Here is a 16,155-nt window from a genome sequence, read left to right as displayed (position 1 = left end):
GAAAAGCCGGCACCGCAACAAATTGAAAAATAAAGGTATAAAAACCTCTTAATGAGTCTCTAATGAGTTTTGATACAGCGAAATACCCTACACTGGCGATAGTGGAAACCCCCGATGAACTTCGCCTGCTGCCGAAAGAAAGTCTGCCGAAGCTGTGTGATGAACTTCGTCAATACCTGCTGGACAGCGTCAGCCGTTCAAGCGGTCATTTCGCCTCAGGATTAGGGACGGTTGAACTCACGGTTGCCTTGCATTACGTCTACAACACGCCTTTCGATCATCTGGTATGGGATGTAGGACATCAGGCCTACCCGCACAAAATCCTGACCGGACGCCGCGATCGTATCTCCACTATCCGCCAGAAAGGCGGCCTGCACCCTTTCCCATGGCGGAATGAGAGCGAATACGATGTATTGAGCGTCGGTCACTCATCGACGTCCATCAGCGCCGGATTAGGCATGGCTGTCGCCGCAGAGCGTGAAGGAAAAGGTCGCCGCACCGTGTGCGTGATTGGCGACGGCGCCATTACCGCCGGCATGGCCTTTGAAGCAATGAACCATGCCGGCGATATCCGTTCTGACCTGTTAGTGGTGCTGAACGACAATGAAATGTCGATATCGGAAAACGTCGGGGCGTTGAATAACCACCTGGCGCAATTGCTGTCCGGCAAACTTTACGCCAGCCTGCGCGAAGGCGGTAAAAAAGTGTTATCCGGCCTGCCGCCGATCAAAGAGCTGGTAAAACGCACCGAAGAACACCTGAAAGGCATGGTGGTGCCGGGAACCCTGTTTGAAGAGCTCGGTTTTAATTATATCGGCCCGGTTGACGGTCACGACGTGCAGGCGCTGGCTCATACGCTGAAAAACATGCGTAGCCTGAAAGGTCCGCAATTGCTGCATATCATGACCAAAAAGGGCAAAGGCTACGCGCCGGCCGAGCAGGACCCGATTAGCTGGCATGCCGTGCCCAGGTTTGATCCAGCCAGCGGAACATTACCGAAAAGCAAAGACGGCGCGCTGCCTACCTACTCCAAGATTTTCGGTCAGTGGCTACAGGAAACCGCGGCCAAAGACAGCAAACTGATGGCCATTACACCCGCCATGCGCGAAGGTTCAGGCATGGTTCAGTTCTCAAAAGACTACCCACAGCAATACTTCGATGTGGCGATAGCCGAGCAGCACGCCGTCACTTTCGCCGCCGGTCTGGCGGTGGGAGGCTATAACCCGGTTGTCGCTATTTACTCCACCTTCTTACAGCGGGCCTACGATCAGGTCATCCATGACGTCGCCATTCAGAATTTACCGGTGATGTTTGCCATCGATCGCGGCGGTATTGTCGGCGCGGATGGACAAACCCACCAGGGCGCGTTTGACCTCTCCTTTTTACGCTGCATCCCGAACATGATCATCATGACGCCCAGCGACGAAAACGAATGCCGTCAGATGCTGCATACCGGCTACCACTATCATAAAGGCCCGACGGCCGTGCGTTATCCACGCGGTAACGGTACGGGAGCGGAACTGACCCCACTGGCTGAATTGCCGATTGGTAAAGGTATTATTCGTCGGCGGGGAGAAGATCTCGCCATCCTTAACTTCGGTACGCTGTTGCCGGAAGCGCAAAAAGTGGCAGACAAACTGAACGCTACCCTTGTGGATATGCGGTTTGTCAAACCGCTGGATGAAGCATTGATTCTGGAACTGGCCGCATCTCATCAATCGTTTGTCACCCTTGAGGAAAACGCGATCATGGGGGGTGCCGGCAGCGGCGTCAACGAGTTCCTGATGGCGAAACGCCTTGCCGTCAGCGTACTCAATCTTGGCCTGCCGGATACCTTTATCCCGCAGGGTAGTCAGGAGGAAATTCGCGCAGACCTCGATCTGGACGCTCAGGGAATTGAGCGGCGCATCGCGGCCTGGCTGGCCTGAACCCACCGCACCAATCGCGGAATAACGCATGCGAGAGCGTTATTCCGCGTCTTGCCGATTTTTCTCATTGCTAAACGGAACCAGACATACTGCCGCACCACTCAGGGTATCAAAAGAGGGGGAATAGCATGAGCGGCATGCGCGGTTTTCATATCGTCATATCCAAACTAATGAAGCAGTACCAAATTGATACGGCCAAAGCGGAAGAAAGTGGACACAGCGTCTATATCATGACGTTGGAAAATGAACTTCAGATCATGCTGTTAGGCAACCAGCAAGGTTACCTGAATATCATGAGCGCGGTAGTCACATTGGCAGATGGCGTTACGATACCCCCGCATATTCTGCTATCGCTGCTATCCATGAACATGTGGAACACCAGGCATCCGGTTTTCAATATCGGTTTTGATATCAATAAGATGCAGGTTGTACTTTCATGTCGCCAGACGCTGGCCGAGTTGGATCAGGCAGAAACCTATAACCTGGTGGGTGCCTTTATTGACACGGCATCCAAGCTGAAAAGGTGGATAACCAGGCAAATGGAACCCGTCTGCGAGAAATAATCTGTGTTGCGTAATAGATGCGAGTGTCCCCCTCAGTCTGTTTTCACACATTTTAATAAGGAAGACACATGGTTAACACCGTACATAACAGATATTTTCCCGGTGGCATTACGGTAAATCCGCTGGAAAATTTCAACCAGGAGCGCGTTGTCAAATTACATAACGCAGTCAGCGCACAAGAGTTGGGTACTGGCGCTTATGAAGGAAAACGCATCAACGTAAGCTCGTCCACGATGGAGCATCTGCAACTGGCGCAGGAAACCCTGCGTAAAGTGAAAATGATGCTGCCTTACGGCGCAGGCAATCAAAAAGTGGAGATGATTTATACCGGCGGAGAGAGCTCGGCGCGAGCGTTAATGCACAGAGAGAAATCTTCACAGGACGCGCCCATCCCCAACTCACGACAAGCCGCCCGCTATCAGGCTGGTAACTGCGAAGAAACGTCCGATTTAAGCTATGCGCTGCTGGCTCAGAAGCGAATCAATGCGCCGGTGCTGCTGGTAGGCGACAGCGATTGGGATCATAAATACGTGCTCATTGGCGATCCACGCGATCAAAATTGGGGAGAGAGAAACACCGTGGTCGTCGATCCCTGGGCCAGATATCCCTCGGCAGCCACGCTGGATCAAACAATCAGGCGCAATCCTTACCCAGGGGCCGAATACCAGCGCGCGCGCAACGCCGATCCTTTGCCCGGCGCTCAGGCGTTGAATAGCATACGGCACGTCACCACTGCGGAAGTCGCTCACTATCTCGCGGAGGAAAACCTTCCCTCAATCGGCGCGGATTTTCTGGAGTGGTTTTCCCAAAGCGATGTTACCGCCGATATGTTCGATGAGAAAACCGTCGCCAGAGACCCCAGCACGCGCTATTCGACCCATATGTTCAACGCCAAATCAATGGACGATATCGCGCAGCCGACCGTATCCCGACAACGTGCAGCGCAACATGCCTGGGATAATTCCGCTTATCGATGGTAATAGCGAATATTTATTAACATCGCCACGGCAGAACCGGCAGTGAAATTGAACGTTCCGCCGCTGCGATCGGCATCGGCGGTTATCACGGCCAATAATATCCCACGCCATACAGAACCCCGGCGGCAATCACGCCGGCTACGATATCGTCAATCATAATCCCCATACCGCCGTGCACATTGCGATCAAACCAGCCGATGGGCCAGGGTTTCCAGATATCCAGACAGCGAAACACCACAAAACCCGCGGCGACCCATTGCCATTCATTCACCGGTAACGCCATCAGCGTTATCCACATGCCGACAAACTCATCCCAGACGATGCTGCCATGATCGTGAATGCCCATGTCTTTAGCCGTCTGATGGCACAGATACACGCCGATGCAGATACTTAGCATGACCAGCAGTGAATAAAGCTCCAGCGGAAGAAAAGACATGAGATACCACAATGGGATCGCCGCCAGCGACCCCATTGTGCCAGGCATCCAGGGTGATAAACCGCTACCAAATCCGGTTGCCAGCAGATGCCATGGATTACTCAGGCGTAGCCGACTCTTGGCGGTATCTGCCTTTTTAGTTTTACTCGCTAAAATGGTCATATCCCTTCCAGTTCAACTCAACCTCTTTCTCACCCTGGAAGAACCGCAATCCTTCTGATGAAGGCCCGATTTGCCCGATACACGTATAGTCTGCGCCTAAATGTCCGAGAGCAACATCTAAAGCCCCACGATTAATTTCAGGTACCGTAAAACACAGTTCGTAATCTTCGCCGCCTGAAAGGGTCCAACGCAATGCCTGATCTTCATCGATGTGTTGCTCATCAACACAACCACGCAACCAGTGCGATCGGGGAATGGCATCCAGGTTGATGCGAGCCCCACATTCACTGGCTTTCAGGATATGCGACAGATCGGAAATCAAACCGTCAGAAAGATCAATCGCCGAATTGGCCAGATCGCGCAACGCCTGACCTTGCAGTATTCTTGGCTGCGGACGCAGGTGGCGTTGGAGCAGCGCCTGCCTGGTTTCGCTATTGGCAATGTGTAATCGGTTCTGCAGAATCGCCAATCCGGCGGCACTGTCCCCCAACGAGCCCGTCACATAAATCCAGTCGCCAATTCGCGCTCCACGTCGGGTCAACGCCCGGCCAGCCGGAACCAGACCGTGAATCGTCAGCGTCAGGCTTAGCGGACCACGCGTCGTATCGCCGCCGATGAGTTGCATACCGTAGTAATCGAGTAACGTGAACAGGCTATCGCTATAGGCGGACAACCAGTCGCTGTTATTTGCGGGTAGAGTAATGGCCAGGGACAGCCAGGCAGGATCGGCCCCCATTGCAGCCAAATCGCTAAGATTCACCGCCAATGATTTGTAACCCAGATCGGCAGGATTAATATCGGGAAGGAAATGCGTGCCGGATACCAACGTGTCGGTACTGACTGCCATCCATTGCTTTTCCGCCACCGTCAGTAACGCACAATCGTCACCGATACCTAATTCAACATCCCGACGTGAACTTCCGACCCGATTGAAATAGCGGGCAATAAGGTCAAACTCACCTTCAACCATAACCTTTCCAGCCAGCGTTTAATTCAGACGAGATCAAGGCCGGATATCCGGCCTTGACTCACTTATACCCTTCATCTTTCAAGTTACAGATGCGTTGACGGCCTTAGTCACCCAGGTCACTTACTGGTGTAAGCTCCTGCGGATTAATGAGAGACATCCTGTCTCTCAGCGGAGGCCAGCCCTCGGCTGGTCAAATTCGTTCCCAACGAATTTGACCCTCGGTTGCCGCGTTGTTCAAAACGATAACGTTTTGTCCTGCAACCCGAAATCTATTGGGTCTATTTCTTGGTTTTTCTTACAGACGGTGCGGCTTTGTCGAGTACGCCATTCACAAACTTATGGCTATCCTCAGCACCAAACACCTTGGCCAGTTCGATGGCCTCGTTAATGGCCACCTTATAAGGGACATCGTCGCGTTTGCTGAGTTCAAACATCGCCAGACGCAGAATGGCCCTTTCCACCTGACCCAGTTCATCGAGTTGACGTGACAGGAAAGGCGCCATCAACCGATCAAGCGTCTCAGCCTGAGCGGCGACCCCTGCCAGCAGTTCACGAAAATAGGTAATGTCGACATCTTTGACATCCTGCTCGCTCAGGAATTGTAGTTCAATATCGGCAATATCGTTCTGAGACAACTGCCAGGAATAAAGCGCTTGAACCGCACATTCACGGGCGCGGCGACGAGCAGCAGGTTTCACGGAATTCCCCTTACTTAATAATCAGGCTTACTTGATAGCTTTCAAGACATTAATCATTTCTAGCGCGGTCAGGGCAGCTTCTGCACCTTTATTACCCGCTTTCGTGCCAGCGCGTTCGATCGCCTGCTCAATGCTTTCAGTCGTCAGGACCCCGAATGCAACGGGGATTTCACTGCTCATGGCAACATGGGACAACCCGGAACTGCATTCGCCGGCAACAAATTCAAAATGGGCGGTTCCACCACGGATAACCGTTCCCAGCGCAACCACTGCGTCGTAGCCACCGTTTTCCGTGCTCTTGGTCAGCGCGCGAACGGCTAACGGTAGCTCATAGGCGCCAGGCACCCAAACCACGGTAATATTGTCGTCTTTAACCTGACCGATACGCTTTAACGCATCAATCGCGCCCTCTAACAGGCTGTCATTAATAAAGTGGTTAAAACGTGCAATCGCAATCGCCACGCGGGCATCAGGAGTAGCGACAATACCTTCAATAACGTTCATAGCTTTCCTTATCTGGTCTTAATACCCCGCAGGGGGGCGGATTCTATCATATTCTTCCGGTTACGTATCCGGTTTTGTCCGACGCGGACCCCATCGCGCCCAGCACGCGATTGCCGTCTGGCTAACGAAATTTTACGGGCGAAGCAGTCACGCTATTCCGGTTGTGTCTACAGTCGGCGTTACACAAATCTCATTGCGCTAACCCGTCAGTGTTACGTTTTCGGTTTCAATCGCAAACGCAAGTCCGGCCCGATCTGGCGGATATCCCCGATTTCAAACTCAGGAGCCAGCGATAGCGCATTCAATCCCGGCAGCACGCACAACGGGCGGGCACGATCCCCCAAAAGCTTTGGCGCGAGATACACAATAAGCTCATCGACCACGCCCGCATTTAATAATGCGCCAGCCAGATTCGCGCCGGCTTCAACCCACACGGCGTTAATCTGCCGCTTACCCAAAATCATCATCAGTGCGACCAAATCCACCCCGCCATGATGCGGAGGCAACCTCAGTTGCTCGACGCTGTCAGGCCAAAGCTGCTCATCTTGCTGAAGGCGTGCCAGCCAGGTTTGGCCAGGCTGAGAAATAATACGATGCTGTGGCGTCACACGCTGTTGGCTATCAACAATAACCCGCACAGGCTGTTTAACATTCGCTTCGGGATAAGCCCGCTGAGTATCCGCATCCAGTTCCGGCCAGCGCACCGTTAATGATGGGTCGTCAGCCATTACCGTTGCGCTGCTGCTCAGAATAGCAGCGCTTTCAGCACGAAAACGCTGCACGTCACGCCTCGCCTGCACGGACGTAATCCACTGGCTCTCACCTGATGCCATTGCCGTGCGTCCGTCCAGCGAAGCCGCCATTTTCAATCGCACGTAAGGGAATCCCGTACGCATACGTTTCAGAAAGCCGAGATTAACTTTCTCCGCTTCAGGCATCATCAAACCATGGCTCACCTCGATACCCGCCTGCCGAAGACGATGCAGACCTCGCCCCGCCACCTGGGGATTTGGATCCTGCATAGCGGCGACAACGCGAGAAACTCCTGCGGCGATAAGCGCATCAGCGCAAGGCGGCGTTCTACCATGATGGCTACATGGCTCCAGCGTGACATACGCAGTTGCGCCGCGGGCTCGCTCCCCCGCCATACGCAGCGCATGCACTTCCGCATGGGGCTCCCCCGCACGCAGGTGATAACCTTCCCCGACAATTTCGCCGTCACGAACAATCACGCAGCCAACATTTGGATTAGGGGATGTGGTAAAACGGCCACGACGAGCCAGCTCAAGCGCCCGGGCCATATAGGGCTCATCGTGCGGTTGCATCGCATTATTCTGCGGAATAGTCATTCCCTGAACCTCTTGTTTCTGGCGATAAAGACAAACAAACTGTCAAACAGGTCTAATCCTGCAAACGAGCAATTTCTTCACCAAATTCACGAATATCTTCGAAGCTGCGATACACCGACGCAAACCGGATATAGGCAACCTTATCCAGTTTTTTCAGTGCGTCCATGACCAGATTGCCGACCATTTTGGCCGTCACTTCACGTTCACCCGTTGCACGCAGGTGCGACTTGATGTGATTGATCGCCATCTCAACATCATCAGAACTGACAGGCCGTTTCTCCAACGCCTTTAGCATGCCGCTGCGCAATTTATCTTCATTAAAAGGTTCGCGCACATCGTTGCTTTTTACGATCCGAGGCATGACCAGTTCCGCGATTTCAAATGTGGTAAACCGCTCATTACACACCAGACACTGCCGACGCCGACGCACCTGCGAGCCTTCGCCAACCAGACGGGAATCAATGACTTTGGTATCAACAGCGGAACAAAATGGACAATGCATGATGTTTCCTGACCAGGAATCCTTAACGTAAAGACAGTTTACCCTGAATCAACAGAGTAACCAAAACTCCTGAGCATTGTTGCGAAGAGATTCGCATGCTCAGGCAACAGCATGAAAAAAGCGGGGTCGTCTATGACTTGCCCGTAATCACAGCTACACTGTCAGCAAAAGGAACCAAGGATTAGTGTAAATAAAACATCAAAGGGGAACAGCAGAAATGAGAACCCGCTATCGTATGCTCGCTATTTTGCCCGCTTTGTTTATCCTGGCTGGCTGTGCGCAACAACGCCAGATGCCAAAGTTACAGAACCAGTTGAATCAGTTAAATCACCAGTTGCAGACACTCACCGACCAGGCCACGGCCCTGGAACAGCAGAATGCGTTGAATGTGCAATCAACGTCCGGCGTGTACCTGCTTCCTGCTGCGCAAAATAATGCTATTTTGCAGAGCAACATCGGCAAGCTCAGCGTCTCACTCAGCCATGTCGAAACCGAGGCCAACGGAACACGCGCATTACTGCATATCCGGACAATCGACTCGGCCAGGCTCCCCGCTTTCAGCGCACAGCTAGACTGGGGACAAATCGATCCCGTCAGCGGTAAACCGTTAACCAGCGATATGCAGACCCAGTCATTTATTGTTACGCCAACGCTGTTACCAAAAGCCGAAGCGGTGATTGAGCTACGCCTCAGCGGATTGTCGCCGGAACAGTTAGGGTTTATTCGTTTGCATCATCTGGAAGAAGTACCGGCTCCACCTCCTGTTGCGGCTACCGAAGCCCCGTAGGGTGACGAGCAGGGATAGCCCGCATAAAAAAACCCCGCGATGCGGGGTTTTTTCTTTTCGTTTTTACTGTTTAAGGCAGAATCGAAGGCTGATCCGCCCCCTCTTTCTCGACCTTCTGTATCAGCAAATGTTCACGTTTCATGCCCAGTTTCAACGCCAGAGCGGACGCAACATAGATAGAAGATACCGTACCGATTGATACACCGATCAGCATCGCCAGCGAGAAGCCTTCAAGCATCGAGCCGCCAAAGATATACAACATCAGGACCACCACCAGCGTCGTGGCCGATGTCATGATGGTGCGGCTCAGCGTCTGGGTCAGAGAGATATTCATGATTTCATAAGGCGTCCCACGACGAATCTTACGGAAGTTCTCACGAATACGGTCTGACACCACGATACTGTCATTCAGCGAGTAACCGATAACCGACATCAACGAGGCGACGATGGTTAAGTCGATTTCAATCTGAAACAGCGACAACAGGCCCATCGTGATAATCACGTCATGCGCCAGCGCAATGACTGCTCCCAGAGCCAGACGCCACTCAAAACGAAAACCGACATAGATCAGAATACAGATCAGCGCGCTCAGCAGAGCCATACCACCGGCCTGCGCCAGTTCGCTCCCCACGCTGGGACCGACAAACTCGATACGTTTTACCGTCGCGTGTTGTTCGGTTCCTTCGTTGATCACGCTCAGCACGCGGTTCCCCAGTTCCTGACCGGATGTACCGACACTTGGCGGCATACGCACCATCACGTCACGGCTGCTGCCGAAATTCTGGATCAGCGGATCGTGAAATCCGGCCTTCTGTAATGAATCACGGATCAGATCCAGATCGGCCGGTTTTTCGAGGTTGATCTCAATCACCGTACCGCCGGTGAAGTCCAACCCCCAGTTAAAACCACGCACGCCCATAACAATCAGCGAGAGGATCAACAGCGAACCTGAAATCAGGAACGCAATGTTATCCCAACGCATAAAGTCATAGACCCGGCGTCCGTAGTTTAGTTGTTCAACAGTATAATCCTGTGCCACAACGCACTCCTCAGATAGACAGCTTGTTAATGCGTTTGCCGCCGTAAAGCAGGTTAACGATGGCACGAGTACCGACGATCGCCGTAAACATTGAGGTCGCAACCCCGATTGCCGTTGTGATGGCAAAGCCTTTGATTGAACCAGTACCCACAGCGTAAAGGATCACGGCAGTAATCAAGGTTGTCAGGTTGGCATCCACAATACTGGAAAATGCGCCTTTATAACCTTCATGAATCGCCTGCTGGACAGAACGTCCATTTTTCAGCTCTTCTTTAATACGCTCGTTTATCAAAACGTTAGCATCAACGGCAACCGCCAGCGTCAATACAATACCGGCAATACCCGGCATGGTTAACGTCGCCCCCGGCAACAGTGACATGACGCCGACAATCAATACCAGGTTTGCCACCAGCGCCGTTGTCGCAATCACGCCAAACTTACGATAGTAAACCACCATAAAGACGATGGACGCGACCAACCCCCACAGGCAAGCTTCCAGACCCTGAGTAATGTTCTGCATACCCAGCGTCGGCCCGATAGTACGCTCTTCCACAATCTGGATTGGCGCAATCAATGCACCGGCGCGTAATAACAGTGAAAGCTGGCGGGCTTCATTCGGATTATCGATACCCGTGATACGGAAGCTGTTGCCCAGACGTGACTGAATGGTCGCCACGTTGATGACTTCTTCCTGTTTCACCAGCACGGCACGGCCGTTTGCATCTTTCTTGCCGCTGTCTTTATATTCGACGAACAACGTCGCCATCAGCTTGCCGATACTGTCTTTGGTGAAGTTGGACATGGTGTTGCCACCGGCGCTGTCCAGCGAAATATTCACCTGAGGACGGTTGTATTCGTCATTGCTTGATGTGGAATCGGTGATGTGATCGCCCGTCAGGATGACGCGCTTAAACAGCACAACCGGTGAACCGTCACGCATGTTTTTCACTTCAGAATCACCCGGCACGCGGCCATTGGCCGCCGCCGTCACATCGGCATCGCTGTTCACCAGACGGAATTCCAGTGTCGCCGTCGCGCCCAAAATTTCTTTTGCACGCGCCGTATCCTGAATACCCGGCAATTCAACAACAATGCGGTCAGCGCCCTGACGTTGCACCAGCGGCTCAGCCACGCCCAGCTGGTTTACACGGTTACGCAGGATGGTGATATTCTGCTGAACCGCGTATTCACGCGCTTCACGCAGACGTCCGTCGCTCATTACCGCGCGCAGCAGGTTGCTGCCGCTGCCGCTGATAACCAAATCACGGTGGCGGGACGTCAGATAGTTGACGCCTTCATCGCGCGTTTGCCCATCGCGGAACCGGATTTCGACACCGTAATTGTCGGTTTTACGCACAGCGGCGTAAGGAATATTTTTCTCACGCAGATCGCTGCGCAAAGAATCCATGGTCTGCTCTTGCAGTTTGCCCAGCGCCGTATCCATATCCACTTCCATCAGAAAGTGAACACCTCCACGCAGATCGAGACCAAGCTTCATCGGTTCCGCACCCAGTACACGTAACCATGTAGGGGTTGCCGGAGCCAGATTGAGCGCCACCACAAACTTGTCGCCCAGTTCATTCAGGAGAGCTTCACGCGCGCGGATCTGTACGTCCGGGTTAGAGAAGCGAGCCAGAATCGCACCATTTTCCAATGCAATCGACTTACTGGTGATATTTTGTTCTTTTAATACATTCTGGACTTGGATCAGCGTCGTTTCACTGGCGGCGATACCCCGCGCGCCAGTAACTTGTACCGCCGGATCCTCACCATATAGGTTAGGAAGCGCATAGAGCAGACCGATGACCAAAGCCACGATCAGCATCAGGTACTTCCACAAAGGATAACGGTTTAACACGGCAGTTCCCTTCGGGAAAATCAAAAATTACAGGGCCTTGATAGTGCCCTTCGGCAGCACGGCAGCCACGAAATCACGTTTGATTACCACTTCATTGGTATCGTTCAACGCAATTGCGATGTAGCCAGTCTCGGACACTTTGGTCACACGGCCAACCAGACCGCCGGTGGTTAATACTTCATCACCTTTGCTAATGGAATCCATCAACTTTTTGTGTTCCTTGGCGCGCTTTTGCTGAGGACGCAGGATCATAAAGTAGAAAATCAGACCAAAAACGGCCAGCATAATAACCAGAGAGTACGGGCTTCCCTGAGCCGGAGCGCCAGTCGCTGCTACAGCATCGGAGATAAAAAGACTCATTTAAATTTCCTCTTTTTTGTCAAAAAGATAAGTTATCAAAAAGATAAGTTACCAACACTACAAAAGTGAATGATACTGAATCCACATTAAAACCAGCTGCTAGTTGCTCTGCGCAACGTCTTTTTCAGCCAGCGGCGGAATGGGTTTGCCTATCCGTTGGTAAAAATCCATCACAAAGTGCTCTAATTTACCCTCTTCAATGGCCTGACGTAAACCCGCCATCAAACGTTGATAATAACGCAAATTATGAATGGTATTGAGCCGCGCGCCGAGTATTTCGTTGCAACGGTCGAGATGATGCAAGTAAGCGCGACTATAATTGCGACACGTGTAGCAATCACAGTGTTCATCAAGCGGGCTGACATCATCCTTATGCCTGGCATTACGGATTTTCACCACACCGTCAGTAACAAACAAATGACCATTACGCGCATTACGCGTTGGCATGACACAGTCAAACATATCAATACCGCGACGAACGCCTTCCACCAAATCTTCCGGCTTGCCGACCCCCATCAGATAACGCGGCTTGTCTGCCGGGATCTGCGGACAAACATGCTCCAGAATACGGTGCATATCCTCTTTCGGCTCACCGACTGCCAAACCGCCCACAGCGTACCCATCAAAACCAATGTCTACCAGTCCTTTTACAGATACGTCACGTAAATCTTCGTAAACACTACCCTGAATAATTCCGAACAGTGCGTTCTTATTATTCAATTCGTTAAAACGCTGACGACTACGCTTCGCCCAGCGCAATGACATTTCCATGGAGCGCTTCGCATAATCCCAGTCAGCGGGATAAGGCGTACACTCATCAAAAATCATGACAATATCGGAACCGAGATCGTATTGAATCTCCATCGATTTTTCCGGGCTGAGGAAAATCGAGTCGCCATTGATGGGATTACGGAAATGCACCCCCTCTTCCGTAATCTTGCGGATATCGCCCAGGCTGAAGACCTGAAAACCACCGGAATCAGTGAGAATCGGTCCATGCCACTGCATGAAATCATGCAAGTCGCCGTGCAGCTTCATGATTTCCTGGCCCGGACGTAGCCACAAGTGGAAGGTATTGCCGAGCAGTATCTGCGCGCCGGTCTCTTTGACCTCTTCCGGCGTCATACCTTTAACCGTACCGTAAGTCCCTACGGGCATAAATGCCGGGGTTTCCACCACGCCACGTTCAAAAATCATTCTACCGCGACGGGCACGGCCATCTGTTTTGTGTAATTCGTACTTCACTTAGCCTCCAGCATCAGAAAAACAGTCTGATGTTGTTATTAATTGCCTGACAGAACCTGGTCTGCGGCGAGCAGATTAAACTATTCTTAGGCGCGGGTCCGATTCCACCCGCACCGCGAAAGCTATTTTATTTTTTCCTGTTCAGCCATAGGGTTGCGCGTAATAAACATCGCGTCGCCATAGCTGAAAAACCGATATTGTTCTTCTACCGCCTGCCGATAGGCAGACAGGGTGTTCCGATACCCGGCAAATGCCGACACCAGCATAATTAATGTTGATTCGGGCAGATGGAAATTCGTGACTAGCGCGTCGATCACCTGATAGTGATAACCGGGATAGATAAAAATACGGGTATCGCCGAAAAACGGGGCAATCAGTGCGTCCTCGCTGGCCTGCGCCGCACTTTCCAGAGAGCGGACGGACGTCGTTCCCACCGCAATAACCCGGTTTCCGCGTGCCTTGCAAGCCAGCACGGCATCGACCACGTCCTGCGGTACTTCGGCATATTCAGCGTGCATCACATGATCTTCGATCGTTTCAACACGCACGGGCTGAAATGTTCCCGCCCCGACATGCAGCGTAACGAAGACCATCTCCACACCCTTTTCCCTTAAAGCGGCCAGCAGGGGCTCATCAAAATGCAACCCTGCCGTTGGCGCCGCTACCGCGCCCGGCCGCTGGCTGTAAACGGTTTGATAGAGCTCGCGATCGGCATCTTCATCAGGACGATCGATATAAGGAGGCAGCGGGATATGGCCGATATCATTCAGAATCGTCAATACGTCGCGGGCATCGTCAAAATGCAGTTCAAACAGCGCGTCGTGACGAACAGCCATCGTCGCCTTGACGCTTTCATCATCACCCAGCAACAGTTCTGTGCCGGGCTTCGGCGCTTTTGAAGCGCGAACGTGCGCGAGAACGCGATGCTCGTCCAGCACGCGCTCCACCAACACTTCAAGCCTGCCGCCGCTGGCTTTGCGGCCAAACAACCGGGCTGGAATCACTCGCGTATTGTTGAACACCAACAAATCGCCGGCATCAAGTTTATTCAATAAGTCGGTAAATATGCCGTGCGTCAGATTTCCCGTCGGCCCATCCAGCGACAACAGGCGGCAACCGCTGCGCTGAGCCTGTGGATAATGAGCAATCAGTGATTCGGGAAGTTCAAATGAAAAATCGGCAACGCGCATGGCAATTCACTTAGCTGTTTCATACATTAAAAAAGGGCGGCCTAGTCTAGAGCCGCAAGCGCCCGGCTGCAAGAAATAAGCACCTGAGTCGCAGAATGCATTATACTGTCGCGATGAATTTTCTTGCCCACCTCCATTTGGCCACGCTGGCTGACAGTTCGCTGTTAGGCAATTTGATGGCAGATTTTGTTCGAGGTAATCCTCAGGATAGCTATGCTGAGGATATTGTCGCGGGTATCCGCTTACATCGCCGGGTTGATGTCCTGATCGATAACCTGCCGGAAGTCAGGCAGGCGCGTCAGTATTTCAGTGACGATTACCGCCGGGTGGCGCCGATTACCCTCGATGTCCTGTGGGATCATTTTCTGGCGAAACATTGGGAACAGATGGAACCCGACGTTTCACTGCCTTGTTTTGTCAAACAGGCGCAGTTGCAAATTACGCCGCATCTGGCGAAAACGCCCGATCGTTTCCAGAATCTGAACCACTATCTCTGGCCTGAGCGCTGGATGGAACGTTACGCGGAGCTGCCGTTTATTGCGGATGTTCTGCACAGAATGTCGATAAGACGTCCCAAACTGGCGGCGCTGTCCGGCTCGTTTAGCGATATTGAGCAGCACTATCACCGCTTTGAAACATTATTCTGGCAGTTTTATCCACGAATAATGCAATTAGCGAAGAACCGGCAACTCTAACTTTGCAACATTGGTTATTGCTATTTGCCCTTTTAAATGAAAAGGGTAATTTAAGGTATTGAGATAAATTATCGATTGCTTCAATAGGCAAAAACTATCTCATTGATTGTTCGCTTTAACTGTATTCCGCCTGGCCGAATCCCTATACTGGCCCTGATTTTCTATATCAATCCATCATTAACAACTATTTACAGGAGTAATTATGGTCCTGGTAACTCGTCAAGCCCCTGACTTCACCGCTGCGGCTGTTTTAGGCAGCGGCGAAATCGTTGAAAATTTCAACCTGAAAGAACATATCAACGGGAAACCGGCTGTGATCTTCTTCTGGCCGATGGATTTTACTTTCGTTTGTCCGTCAGAACTGATCGCATTCGACCACCGCTATGCTGAATTCCAAAAACGCGGCGTCGAAGTCGTCGGTGTTTCTTTCGACTCTGAATTCGTTCACAACGCATGGCGTAAAACCCCGGTGGACAAAGGCGGCATCGGTGAAGTGAAATACGCCATGGTTGCCGATGTTAAACGCGAAATCCAGAAAGCTTACGGCATCGAACACCCGGAAGCGGGCGTTGCGTTGCGCGGTTCTTTCCTGATTGATAAAACCGGCGTTGTTCGCCATCAGGTCGTTAACGATCTGCCGCTGGGCCGTAACATTGATGAAATGCTGCGTACTGTCGACGCGCTGCAATTCCATGAAGAACACGGCGAAGTTTGCCCTGCACAGTGGGAAAAAGGGAAATCGGGTATGGGCGCGTCGCCAGACGGCGTGGCGAAATACCTGTCTGAAAACGCAGACAAACTGTAATTCCCCGCACGTTCTCACTGAGAGAACGGCAGCCAAAAGCCGGTTGGATCAACGCCAATCGGCTTTTTTACTATGATGCTCGCCATA

At 52.2% G+C, this 16,155-nt stretch carries 17 protein-coding genes; 6 read left to right on the top strand and 11 right to left on the bottom strand.

Annotated elements, in window-relative coordinates; genetic code table 11:
* The first annotated feature begins 62 nt into the window (after nucleotides 1–62).
* From dxs to B4923_RS02935, 3 genes are all read left to right on the top strand, one after another.
* Nucleotides 63–1,928 (top strand): 1-deoxy-D-xylulose-5-phosphate synthase, encoded by a 1,866-nt coding sequence (dxs, locus tag B4923_RS02945; RefSeq protein ID WP_109052869.1) that lies wholly within the window; start codon nucleotides 63–65, stop codon nucleotides 1,926–1,928.
* Between the two features lie 128 nt (nucleotides 1,929–2,056).
* On the top strand, nucleotides 2,057–2,491 hold the full coding sequence (locus tag B4923_RS02940; RefSeq protein ID WP_109052868.1) for a CesT family type III secretion system chaperone: 435 nt from the start codon (nucleotides 2,057–2,059) through the stop codon (nucleotides 2,489–2,491).
* 68 nt (nucleotides 2,492–2,559) lie between these two features.
* Nucleotides 2,560–3,471 carry a type III effector gene (locus B4923_RS02935; protein WP_109052867.1) on the top strand — a complete coding sequence of 304 codons (912 nt, stop codon included), beginning with the start codon at nucleotides 2,560–2,562 and terminating at the stop codon, nucleotides 3,469–3,471.
* A gap of 82 nt (nucleotides 3,472–3,553) precedes the next feature.
* Here B4923_RS02935 and pgpA read toward each other — a convergent pair whose 3' ends face one another.
* From pgpA to nrdR, 6 genes are all read right to left on the bottom strand, one after another.
* A complete protein-coding gene (pgpA, locus tag B4923_RS02930) occupies nucleotides 3,554–4,066 on the bottom strand; it encodes a phosphatidylglycerophosphatase A (RefSeq protein WP_109052866.1) in 513 nt (170 codons plus the stop codon).
* Complete coding sequence (thiL, locus tag B4923_RS02925; protein WP_109052865.1) at nucleotides 4,047–5,036, bottom strand: thiamine-phosphate kinase; 990 nt, start codon at nucleotides 5,034–5,036, stop codon at nucleotides 4,047–4,049. The genes pgpA and thiL overlap by 20 nt, the downstream gene beginning before the upstream one ends.
* 278 nt (nucleotides 5,037–5,314) lie before the next feature.
* Nucleotides 5,315–5,734 (bottom strand): transcription antitermination factor NusB, encoded by a 420-nt coding sequence (gene nusB, locus B4923_RS02920; protein ID WP_109052864.1) that lies wholly within the window; start codon nucleotides 5,732–5,734, stop codon nucleotides 5,315–5,317.
* Between the two features lie 27 nt (nucleotides 5,735–5,761).
* Entirely contained in the window at nucleotides 5,762–6,238 is a 477-nt protein-coding gene (ribH, locus tag B4923_RS02915) for a 6,7-dimethyl-8-ribityllumazine synthase (RefSeq protein WP_109052863.1), read from the bottom strand.
* Nucleotides 6,239–6,450: 212 nt separating this feature from the next.
* A complete protein-coding gene (gene ribD / locus B4923_RS02910; protein WP_109052862.1) occupies nucleotides 6,451–7,587 on the bottom strand; it encodes a bifunctional diaminohydroxyphosphoribosylaminopyrimidine deaminase/5-amino-6-(5-phosphoribosylamino)uracil reductase RibD in 1,137 nt (378 codons plus the stop codon).
* A 52-nt stretch (nucleotides 7,588–7,639) separates the two neighbouring features.
* The gene (nrdR, locus tag B4923_RS02905; RefSeq protein ID WP_109052861.1) at nucleotides 7,640–8,089 is read right to left on the bottom strand and encodes a transcriptional regulator NrdR; all 450 of its coding nucleotides are present in this window, start codon (nucleotides 8,087–8,089) and stop codon (nucleotides 7,640–7,642) included.
* Between the two features lie 217 nt (nucleotides 8,090–8,306).
* On the opposite strand from nrdR, the gene B4923_RS02900 reads away from it, so the two are divergent.
* The gene (locus B4923_RS02900; RefSeq protein ID WP_109052860.1) at nucleotides 8,307–8,876 is read left to right on the top strand and encodes a SadB/YajI family lipoprotein; all 570 of its coding nucleotides are present in this window, start codon (nucleotides 8,307–8,309) and stop codon (nucleotides 8,874–8,876) included.
* 70 nt (nucleotides 8,877–8,946) lie between these two features.
* Here B4923_RS02900 and secF read toward each other — a convergent pair whose 3' ends face one another.
* The 5 genes from secF to queA all read right to left on the bottom strand — a co-directional run bounded on the left by secF (nucleotide 8,947) and on the right by queA (nucleotide 14,568).
* Nucleotides 8,947–9,915, bottom strand: coding sequence for a protein translocase subunit SecF (gene secF / locus B4923_RS02895; protein ID WP_109052859.1), 969 nt, complete (start codon nucleotides 9,913–9,915; stop codon nucleotides 8,947–8,949).
* Nucleotides 9,916–9,925: 10 nt separating this feature from the next.
* Nucleotides 9,926–11,773, bottom strand: coding sequence for a protein translocase subunit SecD (gene secD, locus B4923_RS02890; protein ID WP_109052858.1), 1,848 nt, complete (start codon nucleotides 11,771–11,773; stop codon nucleotides 9,926–9,928).
* Between the two features lie 27 nt (nucleotides 11,774–11,800).
* Nucleotides 11,801–12,133 (bottom strand): preprotein translocase subunit YajC, encoded by a 333-nt coding sequence (yajC, locus tag B4923_RS02885; protein WP_048635837.1) that lies wholly within the window; start codon nucleotides 12,131–12,133, stop codon nucleotides 11,801–11,803.
* A 99-nt stretch (nucleotides 12,134–12,232) separates the two neighbouring features.
* Complete coding sequence (gene tgt / locus B4923_RS02880; protein ID WP_109052857.1) at nucleotides 12,233–13,378, bottom strand: tRNA guanosine(34) transglycosylase Tgt; 1,146 nt, start codon at nucleotides 13,376–13,378, stop codon at nucleotides 12,233–12,235.
* Between the two features lie 122 nt (nucleotides 13,379–13,500).
* Nucleotides 13,501–14,568, bottom strand: coding sequence for a tRNA preQ1(34) S-adenosylmethionine ribosyltransferase-isomerase QueA (gene queA / locus B4923_RS02875; protein WP_109052856.1), 1,068 nt, complete (start codon nucleotides 14,566–14,568; stop codon nucleotides 13,501–13,503).
* A 113-nt stretch (nucleotides 14,569–14,681) separates the two neighbouring features.
* Between queA and B4923_RS02870 the strand changes: the two genes are divergently transcribed.
* Together B4923_RS02870 and B4923_RS02865 are read left to right on the top strand one after the other, a co-directional pair.
* On the top strand, nucleotides 14,682–15,263 hold the full coding sequence (locus B4923_RS02870; RefSeq protein ID WP_109053058.1) for an ACP phosphodiesterase: 582 nt from the start codon (nucleotides 14,682–14,684) through the stop codon (nucleotides 15,261–15,263).
* A gap of 202 nt (nucleotides 15,264–15,465) precedes the next feature.
* Nucleotides 15,466–16,068, top strand: a complete 603-nt coding sequence (locus tag B4923_RS02865) for a peroxiredoxin C (RefSeq protein ID WP_109052855.1) — start codon at nucleotides 15,466–15,468, stop codon at nucleotides 16,066–16,068.
* Nucleotides 16,069–16,155: the final 87 nt, after the last annotated feature.

The organism is Brenneria roseae subsp. americana (genome assembly GCF_003115815.1).
Classification (GTDB): Bacteria; Pseudomonadota; Gammaproteobacteria; order Enterobacterales; family Enterobacteriaceae; genus Brenneria; species Brenneria roseae.
This window is presented reverse-complemented; position numbering and strand designations above follow the sequence as displayed.

Coding starts and splice junctions, on each gene's coding strand:
- ribD (WP_109052862.1), bottom strand. CDS start 7,587: ATGACTATTCCGCAGAATAATGCGATGCAACCGCACGATGAGCCCTAT.
- yajC (WP_048635837.1), bottom strand. CDS start 12,133: ATGAGTCTTTTTATCTCCGATGCTGTAGCAGCGACTGGCGCTCCGGCT.
- thiL (WP_109052865.1), bottom strand. CDS start 5,036: ATGGTTGAAGGTGAGTTTGACCTTATTGCCCGCTATTTCAATCGGGTC.
- B4923_RS02940 (WP_109052868.1), top strand. CDS start 2,057: ATGAGCGGCATGCGCGGTTTTCATATCGTCATATCCAAACTAATGAAG.
- queA (WP_109052856.1), bottom strand. CDS start 14,568: ATGCGCGTTGCCGATTTTTCATTTGAACTTCCCGAATCACTGATTGCT.
- dxs (WP_109052869.1), top strand. CDS start 63: ATGAGTTTTGATACAGCGAAATACCCTACACTGGCGATAGTGGAAACC.
- nrdR (WP_109052861.1), bottom strand. CDS start 8,089: ATGCATTGTCCATTTTGTTCCGCTGTTGATACCAAAGTCATTGATTCC.
- B4923_RS02870 (WP_109053058.1), top strand. CDS start 14,682: ATGAATTTTCTTGCCCACCTCCATTTGGCCACGCTGGCTGACAGTTCG.
- B4923_RS02935 (WP_109052867.1), top strand. CDS start 2,560: ATGGTTAACACCGTACATAACAGATATTTTCCCGGTGGCATTACGGTA.
- B4923_RS02865 (WP_109052855.1), top strand. CDS start 15,466: ATGGTCCTGGTAACTCGTCAAGCCCCTGACTTCACCGCTGCGGCTGTT.
- B4923_RS02900 (WP_109052860.1), top strand. CDS start 8,307: ATGAGAACCCGCTATCGTATGCTCGCTATTTTGCCCGCTTTGTTTATC.
- ribH (WP_109052863.1), bottom strand. CDS start 6,238: ATGAACGTTATTGAAGGTATTGTCGCTACTCCTGATGCCCGCGTGGCG.
- pgpA (WP_109052866.1), bottom strand. CDS start 4,066: ATGACCATTTTAGCGAGTAAAACTAAAAAGGCAGATACCGCCAAGAGT.